Here is a 16542-nt window from a genome sequence, read left to right as displayed (position 1 = left end):
CTGCATGAATATAGTGATCACCGGAGGGACTGGATTAATTGGTCGCCATTTAATCCCGCGTTTGCTGGAGTTGGGCCATCAGGTCACTGTGGTGACGCGTAACACGCAGAAAGCCAGTTCAATCCTCGGCCCTCAAGTGACACTATGGCAAGGGCTTGCCGATCAAAGCAACCTCAACGGCGTTGATGCGGTAATCAACCTGGCTGGCGAACCGATTGCCGACAAACGCTGGACTCGCGAGCAAAAAGACCGACTGTGCCAAAGTCGCTGGAATATTACGCAAAAACTGGTGGATTTAATTAACGCCAGCGACACGCCGCCGTCGGTCCTTATTTCTGGTTCGGCGGCGGGATATTACGGTGATTTAGGTGAAGTAGTGGTTACCGAAGAAGAGCCTCCGCATAACGAATTTACTCATAAACTCTGCGCTCGTTGGGAAGAAATTGCCTGTCGGGCGCAAAGCGACAAAACGCGTGTGTGCCTGCTGCGTACCGGTGTGGTGCTGGCACCAGATGGCGGAATTCTCGGCAAAATGCTGCCGCCGTTTCGCCTCGGTTTAGGTGGCCCAATTGGCTCTGGTCGGCAGTATCTGGCCTGGATTCATATCGATGATATGGTCAACGGGATTCTCTGGCTGCTGGATAACGATCTGCGCGGACCGTTTAATATGGTTGCCCCCTATCCGGTACGCAACGAACAATTTGCCCACGCGCTCGGTCATGCACTGCATCGCCCAGCAATTATGCGCGTCCCCGCCACCGCTATTCGGCTGTTAATGGGCGAATCTTCAGTTCTGGTATTAGGCGGGCAACGTGCGCTGCCAAAAAGGCTGGAAGAAGCGGGATTCGCTTTTCGCTGGTACGATTTAGACGAGGCGCTGGCAGACGTTATTCACTGATGTGTTTTACCGCGAACATCCGCCAGTTAGTTCCTGGTAATTCAGAATTAGTGGCTTTTCGCCAAAAGCTCGTCTGGCGAAAGTCGGGTCAGTGTCAAAACTAACTCTCGGTCTAAACCTCTCTCCAGCATCTCCTGAGCAATACGCAGGGCTTCTTCGTGTTTGCCCTGCATTGCGCCTTCTTCACGTAATCTGTCAGCAATGGTCATCAGTTTCTCCTTTTCTTGTGGTGCGCGTTCTGTTATCTCACCAATAAATGCACGGAAACGCTGGGCATCTCCCGTTTGTAATACATAATTAAACAGGGCTTTTAGCTGTCTGTCATTAGTGTTCCCTGTAACTAGCAGCGAAACAATTTGATCGACTAATCCTAACAGATCGCGCTGGCGAATATGTTTCTGCATTAACTCCAGTAACGCCATTTTGCGGTGTTGCATAATCTCGTCATCCGGCACTACGGTAATATCCACCAGCGGAAAAGCCGATGAATAAATTTGGCGGGCAATAGCAGGCTCCGCAAATTCATCAAGCCAACAGAGAGAATAAGGATAAGGACTTCTGCAACCATGATAAAACAGCATCGGGATCACCAAAGGCAGTTCTTTATAGCCTGCATCAAGATGGTTTTGCATTGCCGCAATAGAATAGCGCATCATGCGAAAAGCCATTAATTCTTCCGCCTTACTTTGGTGTTCAATGACGACATAAATATATCCCATCCCCTCCTCAGTTTTCACTGACCACAAGATGTCGGAGTAATATTGTCGCAGGTTTTCATCAATAAAACTGTTGGGTTCCAGTTTTAACGTCGATAAATCACAAAGTTTACGTAGCTGCGCGGGAAGGTGAATATCAATAAAGTCCCGCGCGGTGTCCGGATGACGTAAAAAGGATTTAAATACCGCATCATGCGGTGTGGAAGTTGTCGATATGGTCATGGCGTTCCGTCACCTCTCAAATTTAAGATGACGAGACAATAACCACCCTTTATAAGCAAGGCAGCAGGCAGTTTTTATATCTGGACAGCGAATTCAGAACTATTTTAAGTGGACTGCAATATATACATTTCAACGGAAGCTAACTCGCAAATTAGCCTTGAAAATACTCCGACAGCATTAGCCACCGGAGAGGCAATTATTTCAGCGATCCCTTAAGGAACTGTTGCAAACGAGGACTTTGCGGGTTGCCAAATAATTGTTCTGGCGCACCCTCTTCTTCGATTTTCCCCTGATGGAGGAAAATAACATGTGTGGAGACATGGCGAGCAAATTCCATTTCGTGGGTTACCACCACCATCGTTTTGCCCTCTTCCGCCAGCTGCTGCATAATGCGCAGCACTTCGCCCACCAGCTCCGGATCAAGGGCCGATGTAGGTTCATCAAACAGCAGAACTTCTGGTTCCATTGCCAGCGCCCTTGCGATGGAAACACGCTGTTGCTGACCGCCGGACAGATGCACCGGATATTTCCCCTGCGCACGTTCGTCTATGCCGACTTTCGCCAGATATTTCACCGCCCGCTCGCGCGCTTCATGCTTGCTCAGGCCCAGCACCTGAATGGGCGCTTCCATGACGTTTTCCAGCACCGTCATGTGGCTCCAGAGATTGAAGTGCTGGAACACCATCGTCAGGCGCGTGCGCAGTAAACGCAGCTGATTTTTATCGGCGACTTTCAGTTGACCGTCTTTGTCCCGCACCAGATTGATAGTCTGGCCGTTAACCACGATCGTGCCTTCACTCGGTTTTTCGAGGAAGTTAATGCAACGCAGAAAGGTACTTTTCCCCGATCCCGACGATCCGATGATGCTGATCACATCTCCGGCGTTCGCTTGCAGTGACACCCCTTTCAGCACTTCATGTTCGCCGTAGCGTTTGTGCAAATCGATAACGTTTAATTTATTCTCGGACATCGTATTCTCAGTGCGTTGAAGAAGGTTTCACATGCTGCAACCAGCGTTTTTCCGCTCTGCGAAAGAGGCTGATCAGGACATAAGAGATGATTAAATAGAGCACCGCGGCAATGCCGAAGGCGGTAAAAGGTTGATACGTGGCGGCGTTAATATCGCGGGCTATTTTCAGCAGATCCGGCACCGTGGCAGTAAATGCCAGCGCAGTAGAGTGCAGCATCAGGATCACTTCGTTGCTGTATGCCGGTAACGCAATACGCAGCGCAGAAGGCAAAATAATGCAGCGATACATTTTAAAGGTCGAGAAGCCATAGGCTCTGGCGGCTTCAATTTCCCCATGCGGCACTGAACGGATTGCCCCGGCAAAAATCTCGGTGGTGTAAGCGCAGGTGTTAAGCGTCAGCGCCAGCACGGTACAGTTCAGGCCACTGCGAAAAAAGGCGTTAAGGAACTCGGTTCCCTTAACAATCTCCAGCGTGTACATGCCGGAATAGAACACCAGCAACTGAACATACAGCGGCGTACCGCGAAAAATATAGGTAAATAACCAGATTGGAAACTGGATGTATTTATTACTGGAGACGCGACCAATCGCCAGAAACAGCGCCAGGACTCCGCCTATCACTACCGACAAAATAAGCAGCCACAGAGTGATCGCCACACCAGTAAAGCGATAACCGTCGGTCCACAGCAGCGGTTTCCAGTATTCATGTAAGATTTCGATCACAGGTCAGCCCTCTTCACACCCACGGAGTAGCGGCGCTCAAGGAACAGCAGCACACCATTGGAAACGGTGGTGAAAACCAGATAAATCACGCCACAGACGATGGCGAAATAGAACGGTTCCCATGTACTTTTGCCTGCCAATTGGGTGGCTTTCACCACATCTTCCAGGCCGAGTAACGAAACCAGAGCGGTAGATTTGAGGATCACCTGCCAGTTGTTGCCAATGCCCGGCAGAGCGTAACGCATCATCGCCGGAAACATAATCCGCCGAAATACTTGCCCGCGAGTAAAACCGAACGCCGTAGCCGCCTCTATTTGTCCTTTCGGCACCGCCATAAACGCGCCACGGAACGTTTCGGTGAAGTAAGCACCGTAAATAAAACCCAGGGTGATAATACCGGCAACCATCGGGTCGATATCAATCTGTCCGACGCCCATCGCTTCCGTCACCGCGTTTAGCGCAATCTGCAAACCGTAAAATATCAGCAGCATCAACACCAAGTCCGGCACGCCGCGAATCAGCGTGGTGTACCCTTCGAAAATCAGCCCCGAAAGCCGATTTTGCGAGAGCTTACCGCCAGCGCCAATTAAACCGATGATTACAGCGAGCACTACAGAGCTGATAGCCAGCTCCAGCGTGACGAGCGCCCCCTGTAAAATAACACCTGAAAACCCATACAACATGCAGCCTGTCCTGTCGTGTGTGGTGAATTTCCTGCCTCTTGTCTCCCTCCGGTTACCCAAAGGGAGCGGGCTTTCTTTCACCGATGGTGATTAACCACCATAAACATCAAAATCGAAGTACTTTTTCGCTAATTTCTCGTAAGTACCGTCAGCGCGCATTTCGGCAAAGGCTTTGTTCAGTGCCTCGCGCAGTTCGTTATCTTCTTTACGCAGGCCCATGCCGGTGCCTACGCCAAACAGTTTTTCATCTTTAACAGACGGGCCACCGAATTTGTAATCTTTACCGACGGGCTGTTTGAGGAAACCTTCGCTGGCGGCAACTTCGTCCTGGAACGCGGCATCAATACGCCCGGCGGTCAGGTCAGAATAAATGTTGTCCTGCCCCTGATAAGAGACGATTTCAATGCCTTTTGGCGCCCAGTGCTCGTTACCAAATGTCTCCTGGGTCGTGCCCTGCAATACGCCCACCCGCTTGCCTTTCAGCGATTCTACTGTCGGCTGAATGTCGGAATTTTTCGCCACAACCAGGCGAGAATCGGCGGCGTACAATTTGTCGGTGAAGGCTATTTCCTGCTGACGTTTTTCGGTGATGGAAAGCGATGACATGATGGCGTCAATCTTCTTCGCTTTTAATGACGGAATTAACGCATCCAGCGGGTTTTCTACAAATGTACATTGCGTATTGATGCGTTTGCACAGTTCCTTCGCCAGGTCGATATCAAAGCCAACCAATTCACCTTGTGAATTTTTTGATTCAAACGGTGCATAAGTCGGGTCAGTACCGATGCGAATATTTTGCGGAATAGCAGCAAAAGCAGCAGTCGCGCTGGAGAAGGCCAGAACCAAGGAGAGCGATAGCACCAGTTTTTTCATAATGTCCTCAACTGACAGTCTTTTAATAGGGAATATTTACAGGTTTGTTACACTTATCGTGCCATAAAATTGACCAACAAGGCAAAATATCCCGGCCCGTTAATCGTATTATTTTTCATTAAAATTGCTTAAGTATGCATTTCAATGCACCACGATAGTGCAACAAACCTATAATGCACCATGATAATGACGCTCTCAGGTGCAGCTTCCCTGCGACGTATCAGTCACCGTAGACATTAAAATCGAAGTACTTTTTCGCCATCTTGTCGTAAGTACCATCCTGGCGCAGTTCGCCAAGCGCCTTATTAAACGCAGCCGTCAGTTCAGCATCATCTTTACGTAGCCCGACACCGGTGCCGTCACCGAAGTATTTTTTGTCTTTCACTGAAGGGCCAGCAAAGGCGAACTCTTTACCGGCAGGTTGCTTAAGGAATCCTTCACTGGCAGCAACTTCATCTTGCAGAGCGGCATCCAGACGTCCTGCAGCCAGATCGGAATAAACTAAATCCTGGTTGGCATAAGCCACAACATCAATACCTTTACTGCGCCAGGTATCGTTAGCGTAGGCTTCCTGAGTGGAGCCTTGCAGCACTCCGACATGTTTACCTTTCAGTGAATCCAGCGTTGGCTGAATCGGCGAACCTTTAGCGGCAATCAGACGGGAATCCGCGGCGTACAGCTTGTCGGAGAAAGCAATCTCCTGCTGACGTTTATCGGTAATGGAGAGCGACGAAATAATGGCGTCGATTTTTTTCGCTTTCAGTGAGGGGATCAGCGCGTCAAAGTCACTGGCAACCCAGGTACATTTCACCTGCATCCGTTTGCACATCTCGTTACCGAGATCGATATCAAAGCCAACAAAGTCACCTTTGGCATCTTTCGATGAGAACGGTGCATAGGTGGTATCCGTTCCGATACGTACCGTCTCCGGCAGCGCCGCGTAGCTGGAAGCTGCTGCGGAGATACCGACTAACAAAGACAGAGCGAGAATCGACTTCTTCATACATAACCCTCAAGTGAAATGGCTTTTTTATATTGTGTATTGTGTTTGCAGGCTCATTCATGCAGGTCTTATGCCATCTTGCCGACAGCAGCAACATTCAACGTAAAATATGTTAATAAGACGTTGCATTATTGTCCTGAAATTGAAGATAGCAGGTATGGCGGTTGAATCGCAGCGTTTCGATTCAATGGAAGGAACAAAATGTCGAGGATTTGATCGCGGTTGCAAAATTGCCCTGAAACAGGGCAACAGCAGAGTTATGCGCCCTGCCAGCGGGCAAAGAGATCTTCGGGAAGGGTTATCGCAAACTGGTCAAGAACACGGTTAACCGTCTGATTTATCACATCATCAAGCGACTGCGGGCGATGATAAAACGCAGGAACGGGGGGCATAATTACCGCACCAATTTCCGCCGCCTGCGTCATTAAACGCAGATGGCCCAAATGCAGTGGCGTTTCACGCACGCAGAGCACCAGCGGGCGGCGCTCTTTCAGCACCACATCTGCCGCACGGGTCAGTAAGCCATCAGTATAGCTATGGACAATGCCGGACAGAGTTTTGATTGAACAGGGTAAAATCACCATCCCCAGCGTCTGGAAAGAACCGGAAGAGATGCTGGCGGCAATATCGCGCGCATCGTGCGTCACATCGGCTAATGCCTGCACTTCGCGCAGGGAAAAATCCGTTTCGAGGGATAAGGTCTGTCGCGCCGCCTGGCTCATCACCAGATGCGTTTCGACATCTGCGACATCGCGCAGAACCTGTAATAAACGCACGCCATAAATTGCACCGCTGGCACCGCTGATTCCCACAATGAGTCGTTTCATAAATAGTTGCCCTGTCAGACTTGCAGGCAGACTTTGCAGGATTTCGGCAGGAGTTGCAAGTCAGGGTGCCAGACCGGCACCCTGCGGGAAGGCGTCATCCTTCGTTATGCATTTCGAGATTTTCTACTTCGTTCTGGCGCTGCACTGCTTTGGCGTCGTCATTACGCAAAGTATCGAGGAAATCGAGGTAGCCCTGATCAACATCTTTGGTGACGTAGACGCCGTTGAACACCGAGCATTCAAACTGCTGGATATCCGGGTTTTCAGCGCGAACGGCTTCGATCAGATCGTTGAGATCCTGGAAAATCAAACCGTCGGCACCGATGATCTGGCGAATTTCATCTACTTCGCGCCCGTGAGCGATAAGCTCCGTGGCGCTCGGCATATCAATACCATAAACGTTCGGGAAGCGAATTTCCGGTGCCGCAGAGGCGAGGTACACTTTCTTCGCTCCGGCTTCGCGTGCCATCTCGATAATCTGCTCAGAAGTGGTGCCACGCACGATGGAGTCGTCGACCAGCAGGACGTTTTTATCACGGAACTCGGCGCGGTTAGCGTTCAGTTTACGGCGCACGGACTTACGACGCAGCTGCTGGCCTGGCATGATGAAGGTGCGGCCAACGTAGCGGTTTTTCACAAAGCCCTGACGATACGGTTTGCCCAGAATACGAGCGATTTCCAGCGCGATATCACACGAGGTTTCCGGAATGGGGATCACCACATCGATATCAAGATCCTCCCATTCGCGGGCAATTTTCTCGCCCAGCTTCGTCCCCATATTCACACGGGCACTGTAAACGGAAATTTTGTCGATGAACGAGTCAGGACGGGCAAAGTAAACATACTCAAACAGGCACGGATTGCTGACCGGATTGTCAGCACACTGACGGGTAAACAACTGCCCTTCTTCAGTGATGTAAATCGCTTCGCCTGGGGCGACGTCACGCAGGAACTCAAAGCCCAGCGTATCGAGCGCAACGCTTTCGGAAGCGACCATATATTCTGTGCGATTCTCGTCGATATCACGTTTCCCCAACACCAGCGGACGAATCCCGTTAGGATCGCGGAAGGCGACCATACCGTGGCCGATAATCATCGCCACGCAGGCATACGCGCCGCGAATTTGGCGGTTAGTCGCGGCAATGGCGGAGAAAATGTTGTCGGCTTCCAGCGGATAGTGGCGGAAGTTATCCAGCTCGCTGGCGAAGATATTAAGCAGAATTTCCGAGTCAGAAGTGGTGTTGATGTGGCGGCGTTTTTCTTCAAACAGTTTTTTACGCAACTCGTGAGCGTTGGTCAGATTGCCGTTGTGGGCAAGCGTAATACCATACGGAGAGTTAACGTAAAACGGCTGCGCTTCAGAGGCACTGGAGCTGCCAGCCGTAGGGTAACGCACATGACCAATGCCCATATTGCCCTGCAAACGCTGCATATGGCGAGCTTCAAATACATCGCTCACCAGCCCGTTCGCTTTACGCAAACGGAAGCAGTTATTGGCATCTATGGTGATGATGCCGGCGGCATCCTGACCGCGATGCTGAAGCACCGTTAAGGCATCATAAATCGACTGGTTAACCGGCATAACACCGGCGATACCGACAATACCGCACATACGTCTTTTTCCTCGTTAAGCCACATCTCAGAGCACTTACGCCCTGGGCAAGAAACTTGACGAGCTTTGCAGATAATCAAAAAACCATCTGATGATAAAACTGAACTGCGGGATCAGCTGTGATTTGCTCCAGTCTTCGCTTTTCGACACCCCGGTAAAGGAGTCGAGAAAGAAGAGAATGGCAGCAACAATCAACACACCGCGCAACGCACCGAAACAGACGCCCAGCACCCGATCGGTGCCTGACAACCCCGTTTTCTCCACCAGCTGGCCTATCACGAAGTTCACGATAGCACCAACGATCAGGGTAGCGATAAACAGTACCGCGATGGCAATCCCATTTCGAACCAGTTCGTCTTCAAAGCCCGTAAACCAGACTGACAGGTAAGTGTAGTAATGACTGGCAACAAAGAAAGCACAACCCCATGTCACCAGCGATAACGCTTCACGAACAAAGCCGCGGATCAGGCTAACCAGAGAGGAAAAAGCAATCACCGCGATTATGGCGTAATCAATCCAGACCATATGTGTCCCACGATTTTACGCCCTGTCATCCTGTTCGGGGCGCATTCTAACAGAAAAAGAAAACGTTTGCGTAGGGATTTCCTTCCCGCGCATCAATAAAAATGGCGCTGAAAAAATATTCAACGCCATCGACTTTTTATGCCTTTGCGGCATCGGGCAATGCGTGTCGGATGCGGCGTAAACGCCTTATCCGACCTACAGTTCTGCTCCAGCACAGGCCTGATAAGACGCGCCAGCGTCACATCAGGCAACGACTGTCGGATGCGGCGTGAACGCCTTATCCGACCTACGGTTCTGCCCCTGCGTAGGCCTGATAAGACGCGCCAGCGTCGCATCAGGCAACGACTGTCGGATGCGGCGTGAACGCCTTATCCGACCTACGGTTCTGCCCCTGCATAGGCCTGATAAGACGCGCCAGCGTCACATCAGGCAACGGCTGTCGGATGCGGCGTAAACGCCTTATCCGACCTACGGGTCTATCCCTGCGTAGGCCTGATAAGACGCGCCAGCGTCGCATCAGGCAACGGCTGCCGGGTGCAGCGTGAACGCCTTATCCGACCTACAGTTCTGCTCCAGCACAGGCCTGATAAGACATGCTGGCGTCGCATCAGGCAAAACCGTATTAATTCGGCGTGTAACCCATCACCACGCCGCTCAAACCAGAGATCTGCTTCAGTTCGCCAAGCGATCCTTTCAGCTTATCTTTTGAGGCATCTGGCCCCACGAGAATACGGGTGATTTTACCCTGCACTGGCGTTGACGGCGAAGTATAAACCCGATATCCCGCACCACGCAGCTTACCGACAATCTCATTCACTTTATCGGCATTTTTCAGCGCGCCCAGTTGCACAACATAGGCTTTACCCGTCGGCGCTGCCTTTTCTTCAACAACCGGCTTCGGTTCTGGCTTCGGCGGGGGCGGCACTTCAACCTTCGGCTTAGGCGGATCCACCGGTTTCGGTTTCGGTGGAGCGACCGGTGCAGGCTCCGGTTCAAACACGGTATTATTGGCCGCAATGGTTGTCGGATCGAGCGAAGGCGCTGCGGCATCACCTGCCCGCACCTCTTCTGCAGCGCCTTCTGGCGGCTGTGTCGGCAACGCCTGAGTGGCGGCTGGCATCATATCTGGTTCGTCACGATCGCCCGCTTTCGGCACCAGCGGGATCGCTGCAAACTCATCCTGATAATGTTTTTTCTGCCCATCAAGCAATCCTGGAAGCACAATAACTCCCAGAGCTACCAGCACAATAGTGCCAACTAACCGATTCTGAAACTTACTCGCCACCACTTCTCCTCGCGTCAATCACTTCCATGACATGTGCGACCGTATGGAACGAACCACACACCAGCACGGTATCTTCCGGTTTAGCGTCCGCCATTGCGGCTTCCCATGCCTGCGCAACGCTATCGAATGGTTTGCCGTTCCCCAGATGCTCAAGCAGTTGTGCTGCCGTGGCACCACGCGGCCCTTCCAGTGGCGCACAATACCAGTCATCAACCACGCTTTTCAACCAGGCCAGTGTTCCGGCAATATCTTTATCATGTAGCATACCGATAACCGCCAACACGCGCCCGTTTTTCGGTAACGCTTTCATGCGTCCGGTAAGATATTCCGCCGCATGAGGATTATGGGCGACATCAAAAATAACGCGTGGCGTCTCGCTCACAATCTGGAAACGTCCAGGCAAAATTGCGCTGGCGATACCGTCGCGAATTGCCTTTTCACTGACTTCCAGGCCGCTGGCACGCAGTGCCGCCAGCGCCGTTGCGGCATTCGGTTGCGGGACAAGTGGCAACGGTAATCCCGCCAGCGTGCCGTGAGCATCGGTAAATGACCAGTCATGGTCAGTGACGGAATAATTCCACTCAACGCCACAACGTTGCAACAGTGCGCTTTTCTCCTGTGCTACATCGGCAATGGTGTAAGGCATTTCCGGTTCACCGACGATTGCCGGTTTTTCGCTGCGGAAGATCCCCGCTTTCTCACGACCAATGCTTTCACGATCTGGCCCCAGCCAGTCGGTATGATCCAGCGCGATACTGGTCACCACGGCAACATCAGCATCGACAATGTTAGTCGCATCCAGACGACCGCCCAGACCTACTTCCAGAATCACCACATCGAGTTGCGCCTCTTTGAACAACCACAATGCCGACAGCGTACCGTATTCAAAATAAGTCAGAGAAATATCGCCGCGCTCGGCCTCAATCTCGGCAAAAGAAGCCGTATGGGCCGACTCCGCCAGTTCTTTGCCCTGTATACGAACGCGCTCGGTATAACGCACCAGATGCGGCGAACTGTAGACCCCCACCCTGTACCCTGCCGCCATCAGAATCGACTCCAGCGTACGGCAGGTCGTGCCTTTGCCATTAGTTCCCGCTACGGTAAACACAAACGGTGCAGGTTTAAGGACGCCAAGACGCGCCGCAACCTGGCTGACGCGATCAAGGCCGAGATCGATAGTTTTACTGTGCAGGTTTTCCAGATAAGAAAGCCACGAAGCCAGAGGCGACGCGGCTTGAGGAGTGCGTTTGATAATCATGGTATCCGCTGATTCGTTACGGGGAGAATAAATAGCAAAAGGGCAGAGCCAGTGGCCCTGCCCTTATCAGTTATCAGGCCTCTGGTTCCTGATCCGGCACCGGTGGCACCACTTCGCCTTCACGCGGCGCATCAGGATTAGGCGCTGGCAGATTCATCAGCTTCGCCAGAATGCTAGCCAGTTTCAGACGCATTTCCGGTCGACGGACGATCATATCGATGGCGCCTTTCTCGATCAGGAATTCACTGCGCTGGAATCCTGGCGGCAGTTTTTCGCGAACGGTCTGTTCGATAACGCGCGGACCGGCAAAGCCGATTAACGCTTTCGGTTCAGCAATATTGAGATCGCCCAGCATCGCGAAGCTTGCAGAAACACCGCCCATAGTCGGGTCGGTCAGTACAGAAATGTACGGTAACCCGCGCTCCTGCATTTTCGCCAGTGCCGCAGAGGTTTTCGCCATCTGCATCAGCGACATTAACGCTTCCTGCATACGTGCGCCACCAGAAGCGGAAAAGCAGATCAGCGGGCAGTTATCTTCCAGCGCTTGCTCAACGGCACGCACGAAACGAGCGCCAACCACTGAACCCATTGAACCGCCCATAAAGGCGAATTCGAATGCCGCAGCGACAACCGGCATACCATACAGAGTGCCTTTCATCACCACCAGCGCGTCTTTTTCGCCGGTTTCTTTCTGCGCAGAGGCCAGACGGTCTTTATACTTTTTGGAGTCACGGAACTTCAGCACATCTTTCGGCTCAAGCTCGCTACCCAGCTCCACAAGGCTGCCTTCATCTAACAAGCTATGCAGGCGGTTACGCGCCGACATACGCATGTGATGGTCACACTTCGGACAGACCTCAAGATTACGTTCCAGTTCAGCGCGGTATAAAACCTGACCGCAGCTATCACACTTAGTCCACACACCTTCAGGAATGCTCGCCTTGCGGGTGGGAGTAATGTTGCTTTTAATTCGTTCAATCCAGCTCATTAGGGACCTTTCTGTCTGAACCTGGTTCGATGCCAGTTTTATCTTTGGGGACGCATAATGCCATTTTTGCCCCCAACAGACCATGAATGTTGCACATTAAAACATAACAGCCCGAAACTTTGGATAAAAAAGTGGTCGAACCGCGGAGTTACTTTTTATTTTGCAGCGCGTTTGTGACGAATAAATTCGAAAACCCCAGGCAATATTGAAACAAAAATAATGCCAACAATCATCAGTTTAAGGTTACTCTGAATGAAGGGGAGCGTGCCGAAGAAATAACCTGCGTAGGTAAAAATCAGTACCCACAACAGTGCACCAATCACGTTAAAAGCGGCGAAATGACGATACGACATGTGGCCCATTCCCGCAACGAACGGCGCGAACGTTCTGACGATCGGTACAAAACGGGCGAGAATAATTGTTTTGCCGCCATGTCTCTCGTAAAACTGATGAGTCTTATCAAGATAACTACGACGAAAAATTTTCGAATCCGGATTACTGAACAGTTTGTCACCAAATAACCGCCCAATGGTGTAGTTGACCGCATCACCCACAATTGCAGCAATCAACATCAGTACCACCATCATATGGACGTTGAGATCATTAGTCTCCAGAGATGCCAACGCGCCAGCGACAAACAGCAACGAATCACCAGGCAGGAATGGCGTTACCACAAGCCCGGTTTCACAGAACAGAATCAAAAACAGAATGGCATAAACCCAGACGCCGTACTCTGCGACCAGCTCCGCCAGATGCACATCAATATGCAAAATAAAATCGATGAGGAAATAAATCAGGTCCATAATTGCCTATGCCTTGTACTCTTCATTTCTCAGGCTGTAACAGCATTGGCTACAGCCTGAAATTTTTAGAGCATTATTCTCATTAGTCCGCCAGAAACAGCGGGCCCATTGGCGGTTTTGGAAGATCAAATCGGTCAGGGTAATCTACCGCAACCAGATACAGCCCTTCCGCTTTCGCCGTTGCTGCCGCCAGCGTTCTGTCCTTTGCCGCTAACAGCTCTGCTATCCAACTCTCTGGCTGGTTGTGGGCGCCTACTTCCATCAGGCTACCGACAATATTCCTCACCATATGATGTACAAAGGCATTCGCTTTGATATCTACCACCACATAAGGACCATGTCGCGTGACGTTAATATGCATAACGTTGCGCCACGGCGTTCGGGACTGGCACTGCACCGCGCGAAATGAGGTGAAATCATTCTCGCCCAACAAGCATTGCGCAGCCCGATGCATCCGTTCGGCATCCAGCGGTTCGTAGAAGTGGGTCACACCTTTACTCAGCACTGCCGGGCGCAGCCGATGATTGTAGATGATGTAGCGATAACGGCGAGCCGTGGCGCTAAATCGGGCATGAAAATCATCAGGTACAGCTTTAACCCAACGCACGGCGATGTCACCAGGTAAATTCGCATTTACGCCTAATGTCCACGCGGCGTCTTTGCGCTGCGCGGTGGTTTCGAAATGCACTACCTGCCCGGTGCCGTGTACGCCTGCGTCAGTACGCCCGGCGCAGAAGACGGTGATGGGCTCGTTCGCCACCTGGGAGAGCGCCTTTTCCAGCTTCTCCTGCACACTGCGGACTTCGTTCTGCCGTTGCCAGCCGTAATACCTACTGCCGTCGTACTCAATGCCCAGCGCAATTTTATAAACTGGCGGTTGTTGCTGGTCGGACATTAGTACAGATACTCCTGCACCAGTTTCTCGGCGATTTTCACTGCCATCAGTGCGCCGCCAAAACGGACGTTATCGGCCACCGACCAGAACTGGATTTGCTCTGGAATACCGTAATCATTGCGCACGCAGCCCACAGAAAGATGCGGCGTACCGGAAGCGTCACCCACCTGAGTAGGAAACTCGTTCTCTTCAGAGAGCACAATATCTTCGCCCTGGGTAAAGGCATCACGCGCTTCTTCTGCCGCCAGCGGACGCAGAGCTTCAAAGTTGACCATCTGAGCGTGACCGTAAAATACCGGTGCCTGCACGACGCTTGCCGAAATCATCAACCCTTCGTCCTGCATGATTTTGCGCACTTCATCGACGATACGACGTTCTTCGCGCACGCTACCTTCCCTGTCAGGCAGTAACGGCAGCATGTTGAACGCCAGCTGACGTCCGAAGAAATCTTCTTCGTCAATCGGAATGCCGTTGAGCAATTTCGCACTCTGCCCCGCTAACGCATCGACCGCTTTTTTGCCCTGGGCGGAGGCTGAAATCAGGCTGGTAACGCTAATACGCGACAATCCGCCCTGATCGATTAACGGTTTCAGAGAGGCCAGCAGCTGGCTGGTCAGGCTGTCCGGTACGGCAATGACATTACGGTTACGGTAATCAGCAAGTACAAACGGGTTTACTTCCGGCACCACCAGCGGTACGTCGGGTTCGAGAGCAAACAATCCGCTGCTGTCGATAACCAGGCAGCCTGAGTTGGTTGCTTCTTCAACCCAGGTCGCGGTCGCTTCTTTGCCTGCGACAAAAAACGCCAGTTGCGCCTGCGTCCAGTCAAATTCGGCAGCATCCTGCACGGTGATTGTCTTACCACCAAAGCGCAGATGTTCGCCTGCGCTTTCGTTACGTGCCAGTGCATAAATTTCCCCAACCGGGAACTGACGTTCAGCCAGCGTTTCAATCAGGGCTTCGCCCACAGCGCCAGTTGCGCCCAGGACGGCAATGTTCCAGCCTTCAGACATGGTGGTTTACTCCAGAAAATGCAAAGCTCCCTGCCTATGTTACAGCAGAGAGCATGAAGAAGAGATTAACGAGCCGGATGATGAACGGCGTTAAAACCCAGTTTACACAGTAATGATGCCGCACTGGCGTCATTACAAATCACATACAGAGACGACCATTCACGGCGCTCAAGGTAGTTTTTACGCAGTTTATCGAACTCACCCGGTATTCCGGCAACTTTACGCAACGGCGCATCGTCGCGGCGCACATCATACACCAAATGCACCAGCCTTTTTAGCGTCGGCTGATCGAGCGGACCATGCAGCGTAATGCGGCCAAACTCCGGCGCGGGCAGTAAAGTATCCAACGCCACGTGCTGTTCATGACCAATAAACTTGCTGTAGGCTTCAAACACTTGCGTTGTGCCACGCGCTTTACCTTCGAGGGTGTAGCCCGCGATATGCGGCGTGCCGATATCCACTTTTTGCAGCAGCTCGACGTTGAGTTCTGGCTCGCCTTCCCAGACATCCAGCACCACGCTTAACTTCTGACCTTCATTCAGGCAGGTTAGCAGTGCCGTATTATCGACAACGGCACCACGGCAGGCGTTAATCAGAATTGCCCCCGGCTTCAGGCTGCGAATCAGTTTTTCATCCGCCAGATGCCGCGTTTTGTACGGACCATCTTTAAAGAGTGGAGTATGGAAAGTCAGAATGTCTGCCTGCGCGACCAGTTCATCAAGAGGACGGAAATCCCCCTCATCCCCACGATCGGCGCGAGGTGGATCGCAAAGTAATGTTTTGATCCCCCACGCTTCCAGCCGCGCCTGTAAACGTCGCCCGACGTTGCCGACGCCCACGATCCCCACGGTACGCTCGTGCAGTGAAAATCCATCGCGTTCGGCGAGCATCAGCAGTGACGAGAAAACATATTCCACTACCGCAATCGCATTGCAGCCAGGTGCAGCAGAAAAACCAATTCCCGCCTGCTTTAACCACGCTTCATCGACATGGTCCGTCCCCGCGGTCGCGGTGCCAATAAATTTTACTGGTTTTCCTGCCAGTAAAGATTCATTCACTTTCGTGACCGAACGCACCATCAAAGCATCTGCATCATCCAGTTCAGCAACTGGAATTGGACGCCCCGGAACCGCTTTCACCTCCCCCAGACGACTAAATAATTCGCGGGCATAAGGCATATTTTCATCAACAAGGATTTTCACGTTTGTGGTACCTGTATGAGAACGAGAGTTAACCGGACAAGTGTG

The 16542-nt window shown here is 51.9% G+C and carries 17 protein-coding genes; 1 reads left to right on the top strand and 16 read right to left on the bottom strand.

The window, feature by feature from the left end:
- Positions 1 to 4 precede the first annotated feature (4 nt).
- Entirely contained in the window at positions 5 to 898 is an 894-nt protein-coding gene (locus FEK42_RS00880) for a TIGR01777 family oxidoreductase (RefSeq protein WP_130260567.1), read from the top strand.
- 47 nt (positions 899 to 945) lie between these two features.
- On the opposite strand, the gene FEK42_RS00875 is transcribed toward FEK42_RS00880, so the two are convergent.
- The 16 genes from FEK42_RS00875 to pdxB form a co-directional block, all read right to left on the bottom strand.
- On the bottom strand, positions 946 to 1836 hold the full coding sequence (locus FEK42_RS00875) for an Rpn family recombination-promoting nuclease/putative transposase (RefSeq protein WP_135492851.1): 891 nt from the start codon (positions 1834 to 1836) through the stop codon (positions 946 to 948).
- A 196-nt stretch (positions 1837 to 2032) separates the two neighbouring features.
- On the bottom strand, positions 2033 to 2806 hold the full coding sequence (gene hisP / locus FEK42_RS00870; RefSeq protein WP_130207246.1) for a histidine ABC transporter ATP-binding protein HisP: 774 nt from the start codon (positions 2804 to 2806) through the stop codon (positions 2033 to 2035).
- A gap of 7 nt (positions 2807 to 2813) precedes the next feature.
- Positions 2814 to 3530 carry an ABC transporter permease gene (locus tag FEK42_RS00865; RefSeq protein ID WP_000569958.1) on the bottom strand — a complete coding sequence of 239 codons (717 nt, stop codon included), beginning with the start codon at positions 3528 to 3530 and terminating at the stop codon, positions 2814 to 2816.
- A complete protein-coding gene (gene hisQ, locus FEK42_RS00860) occupies positions 3527 to 4213 on the bottom strand; it encodes a histidine ABC transporter permease HisQ (RefSeq protein ID WP_130207250.1) in 687 nt (228 codons plus the stop codon). Before hisQ ends, FEK42_RS00865 begins: the two co-directional genes overlap by 4 nt.
- 90 nt (positions 4214 to 4303) lie before the next feature.
- Positions 4304 to 5086: a histidine ABC transporter substrate-binding protein HisJ gene (gene hisJ, locus FEK42_RS00855; RefSeq protein WP_000737621.1), complete on the bottom strand. Its 783-nt coding sequence runs from the start codon at positions 5084 to 5086 to the stop codon at positions 4304 to 4306.
- A gap of 220 nt (positions 5087 to 5306) precedes the next feature.
- Complete coding sequence (gene argT, locus FEK42_RS00850; protein WP_130207252.1) at positions 5307 to 6089, bottom strand: lysine/arginine/ornithine ABC transporter substrate-binding protein ArgT; 783 nt, start codon at positions 6087 to 6089, stop codon at positions 5307 to 5309.
- A 257-nt stretch (positions 6090 to 6346) separates the two neighbouring features.
- Positions 6347 to 6916, bottom strand: a complete 570-nt coding sequence (gene ubiX, locus FEK42_RS00845) for a flavin prenyltransferase UbiX (RefSeq protein ID WP_000825691.1) — start codon at positions 6914 to 6916, stop codon at positions 6347 to 6349.
- 94 nt (positions 6917 to 7010) lie between these two features.
- Positions 7011 to 8528 (bottom strand): amidophosphoribosyltransferase, encoded by a 1518-nt coding sequence (purF, locus tag FEK42_RS00840; protein ID WP_135492852.1) that lies wholly within the window; start codon positions 8526 to 8528, stop codon positions 7011 to 7013.
- Between the two features lie 36 nt (positions 8529 to 8564).
- The gene (gene cvpA / locus FEK42_RS00835; protein ID WP_000262113.1) at positions 8565 to 9053 is read right to left on the bottom strand and encodes a colicin V production protein; all 489 of its coding nucleotides are present in this window, start codon (positions 9051 to 9053) and stop codon (positions 8565 to 8567) included.
- 622 nt (positions 9054 to 9675) lie between these two features.
- Positions 9676 to 10338, bottom strand: coding sequence for a cell division protein DedD (gene dedD / locus FEK42_RS00830; RefSeq protein ID WP_130207256.1), 663 nt, complete (start codon positions 10336 to 10338; stop codon positions 9676 to 9678).
- Positions 10328 to 11596 carry a bifunctional tetrahydrofolate synthase/dihydrofolate synthase gene (gene folC / locus FEK42_RS00825; RefSeq protein WP_135490981.1) on the bottom strand — a complete coding sequence of 423 codons (1269 nt, stop codon included), beginning with the start codon at positions 11594 to 11596 and terminating at the stop codon, positions 10328 to 10330. The genes dedD and folC overlap by 11 nt, the downstream gene beginning before the upstream one ends.
- Positions 11597 to 11669: 73 nt before the next feature.
- Positions 11670 to 12584: an acetyl-CoA carboxylase, carboxyltransferase subunit beta gene (gene accD, locus FEK42_RS00820; RefSeq protein ID WP_064526523.1), complete on the bottom strand. Its 915-nt coding sequence runs from the start codon at positions 12582 to 12584 to the stop codon at positions 11670 to 11672.
- 155 nt (positions 12585 to 12739) lie between these two features.
- Entirely contained in the window at positions 12740 to 13387 is a 648-nt protein-coding gene (locus FEK42_RS00815; RefSeq protein WP_130207260.1) for a DedA family protein, read from the bottom strand.
- A gap of 82 nt (positions 13388 to 13469) precedes the next feature.
- Entirely contained in the window at positions 13470 to 14282 is an 813-nt protein-coding gene (gene truA, locus FEK42_RS00810) for a tRNA pseudouridine(38-40) synthase TruA (protein WP_001283597.1), read from the bottom strand.
- Positions 14282 to 15295 carry an aspartate-semialdehyde dehydrogenase gene (locus FEK42_RS00805; protein WP_130207262.1) on the bottom strand — a complete coding sequence of 338 codons (1014 nt, stop codon included), beginning with the start codon at positions 15293 to 15295 and terminating at the stop codon, positions 14282 to 14284. Before FEK42_RS00805 ends, truA begins: the two co-directional genes overlap by 1 nt.
- 65 nt (positions 15296 to 15360) lie before the next feature.
- Positions 15361 to 16497, bottom strand: coding sequence for a 4-phosphoerythronate dehydrogenase PdxB (pdxB, locus tag FEK42_RS00800; protein ID WP_130207264.1), 1137 nt, complete (start codon positions 16495 to 16497; stop codon positions 15361 to 15363).
- Positions 16498 to 16542 lie beyond the last annotated feature (45 nt).

The organism is Escherichia sp. E2748, assembly GCF_005781125.1.
Classification (GTDB): domain Bacteria; phylum Pseudomonadota; class Gammaproteobacteria; order Enterobacterales; family Enterobacteriaceae; genus Escherichia.
This window is presented reverse-complemented; position numbering and strand designations above follow the sequence as displayed.